Raw genomic sequence first — 2,594 nt, 5'->3', positions numbered from 1 at the left:
GACGGATCATTGGGACGCAACTCCAGAGCCTTATTAATCAGCTCTAACGCTTCTTCATGACGGTCAGTGCGATCTGTCAGGGTATAACCCAATGCATTTAAAGCCTGAGAATTATTCGGATCGATTTGCAACATGGTTCGTAAATCGGTTTCCAGCATTTCCAGGTTATCTATCGATTCTGCCACCATGGCTCGGCTGTACAGCAAATCCAGATTGCCCGGATAATTAACCAATGCTTCACTTAACACATTAACAGACTCTTCCGGCATGCCTTGGTCGCGTAAGAAAGCAGACTCAAACAAATAAAAATCAATCGCCTGCTGTGGACGTTCCTGACGCAGTAATTGCAAATGTTTCCGTGCTTTATCAATGTCACCTTGTTCAGCAAGCAGATTGATATACCGGGTTTGCGCCATTTCAAATCGTTGGCTGTCTACAGGTACAGAAGCAAACCACACCAGCGCAGAATCAATATTGTCATTCATTTCTTCTGCAAGGCCCATAAAATAACTGGCCTGGCCTCCGGCATCACCCATTTGTAATAACTGACTGAAAAAGGTCTTGGCGGTTTGTCCATCTTCACGCTCTAACGCCAATAGCCCCAGTGCAAAAATGACGTCCGGATTATCCGGGTTTTCCAGATTCAATTCTTCAAAAACCCGTTTGGCTTTTTCCGATTGACCGCTTTCCCCTAATAATTTGCCATAGGTAAAGCGTAAGGATTCACTGGCCCCTTCCTGCTCTGCCGCTTTGGCAATAAGTTTTAATGCTTCGTCACTTTTGTTGAATGTTTGCAGTAAATCCGCTTTTAATGCCAGATACGCTTCGTTGCGTGGCTCTTCCTCGAGCAATTCATCCACGGTCATTTCGGCAACATCAAATCGCTGGAAATATGCCGCCAGCCGGGCGTAAGTAAAACGTGCTGCCGGATCGTCATTTTTATAGATATCCAATTCCAGAATGGTCTGTAAACCTCTTTCCGGATCGCCTTTTTCACTTAAATTGGCAGCCAGACTTTCCAGATATCTTTCTTTATTTTCCGGCTCCAGAGCAAATGCCTTGTTCATGTTTTTAACCACTTCAGGGTAGTTATCTTCCATTAACAAAAACGGCACCCGCATCACATAGACTTCGGCTTCGTCCGGTGAAACTTCCTGCCAGCGAGTCAATGCCCGATTGATGCGTTTGGGATCCCGGGAAAAAGTGGATATTCGCGCGGAACGACCTGCCAGATTGGGCGAGTCGGTTATTTCTGCTGCCTGATTGTATAAATCCACCGCAATGTCCAGTTGTCCGCGTTGCCCGGCAATTTCAGCGGCAAGTACGTAATAAACCAGTTCCGGCGTAAGTGGCAAATCCATTGCAGGTTGCGCAGTATCGACCACTTCAGGTTTGTTTAAGTCAATCGGTTGCAGTGTAGCGCTTTCGTCTGATTGCTGAGCAGTAGCAGCGCATCCAAACAGTAAAATAGGTATCATCAACCAAGTTGCCGAAGCGGCAAACTGTTTGGAATGACAGTGTAACTGTTGCAATAAATCCATAATTCAACGACCTGACTGATTGAGTTTGATAGAATGGCGAATTAGTCTTATCCAGACCGAAATATCAGACAACTTAGCTGAAGGCTGTAAAGTTTAACAGCATACAACACGACTCCTTAATTATGCATCTTGTCACTTACGGCATTAATCACACAACCGCTCCGGTTGCTGTGCGCGAGAAGCTTAGCTTTGATGCTGATAAATTACCTTTGGCTTTAGCGTCACTGATGTTAAATGACAGCGTCATTGAAGCAGTCATTGTATCAACCTGCAATCGCACCGAAATATACTGTCACCTGGACGAGGATTATGACAATAGCGTCCTGTTATGGTTGCATAACTTTCAGCAACAGGATGCCACTGCGTTACAGTCCTACCTTTATCACTATGAAGGTGCGGATGCAGTCAGGCATTTATTTCGTGTCGCCAGTGGTCTGGATTCGTTAGTGTTAGGTGAGCCGCAGATTCTCGGTCAGCTAAAAACAGCTTACACTCAGGCCCTGAATGCAAAAGCGCTGGGAAAATCATTAGGTCGTCTGTTCCAGCATGCCTTTGCCGTTGCCAAACAAGTACGCACGGATACCGCCATTGGTAACAGTCCGGTTTCAGTCGCCTTCGCTGCTGTCAGTCTGGCAAAGCAGATTTTCAGTAATCTGGCGGAATCAACCGCGTTATTAATCGGTGCCGGAGAAACCATTGAACTGGTGGCACGTCACTTATTTGATAATGGCATTAAACGTTTGATTATCGCTAACCGTACCGTTGAAAGAGCACATATGCTGGCAACGTCGGTGAATGGCTACGCCATCAGTTTAAGTGAAATCCCGGCCCACCTTGCTGAAGCCGATATCGTGATCAGCTCGACCGCCAGTCAATTACCTATTTTAGGAAAAGGGACTGTCGAAAGCGCGTTGAAACAACGCAAACGGCGGCCCATTTTTATGGTGGATATTGCCGTGCCCCGTGATATTGAAGCCGAAGTCGGCCAGCTGGAAGATATCTATCTTTATACCGTTGATGATCTGCACGACATTATTGAAGAGAATTTACAGT

The 2,594-nt window shown here is 46.0% G+C and carries 2 protein-coding genes; one reads left to right on the top strand and one right to left on the bottom strand.

Going from position 1 to position 2,594, the window contains the following annotated elements; translation table 11 throughout:
• Positions 1-1,541, bottom strand: a 1,541-nt coding sequence (locus tag B3O33_RS09725) for a hypothetical protein (protein WP_292363504.1), incomplete at its 3' end; no start/stop codon positions are given.
• Between the two features lie 122 nt (positions 1,542-1,663).
• Between B3O33_RS09725 and hemA the strand changes: the two genes are divergently transcribed.
• Positions 1,664-2,594: glutamyl-tRNA reductase (hemA, locus tag B3O33_RS09720; protein WP_292363503.1), on the top strand; the 931-nt coding region annotated here is incomplete at its 3' end.

This window comes from Methylophaga sp. UBA1464, from assembly GCF_002325665.1.
Classification (GTDB): Bacteria; Pseudomonadota; Gammaproteobacteria; order Nitrosococcales; family Methylophagaceae; genus Methylophaga.
Note: the sequence above shows the minus strand (reverse complement) of the source record. Positions and strands in the feature narration are given on the sequence as shown.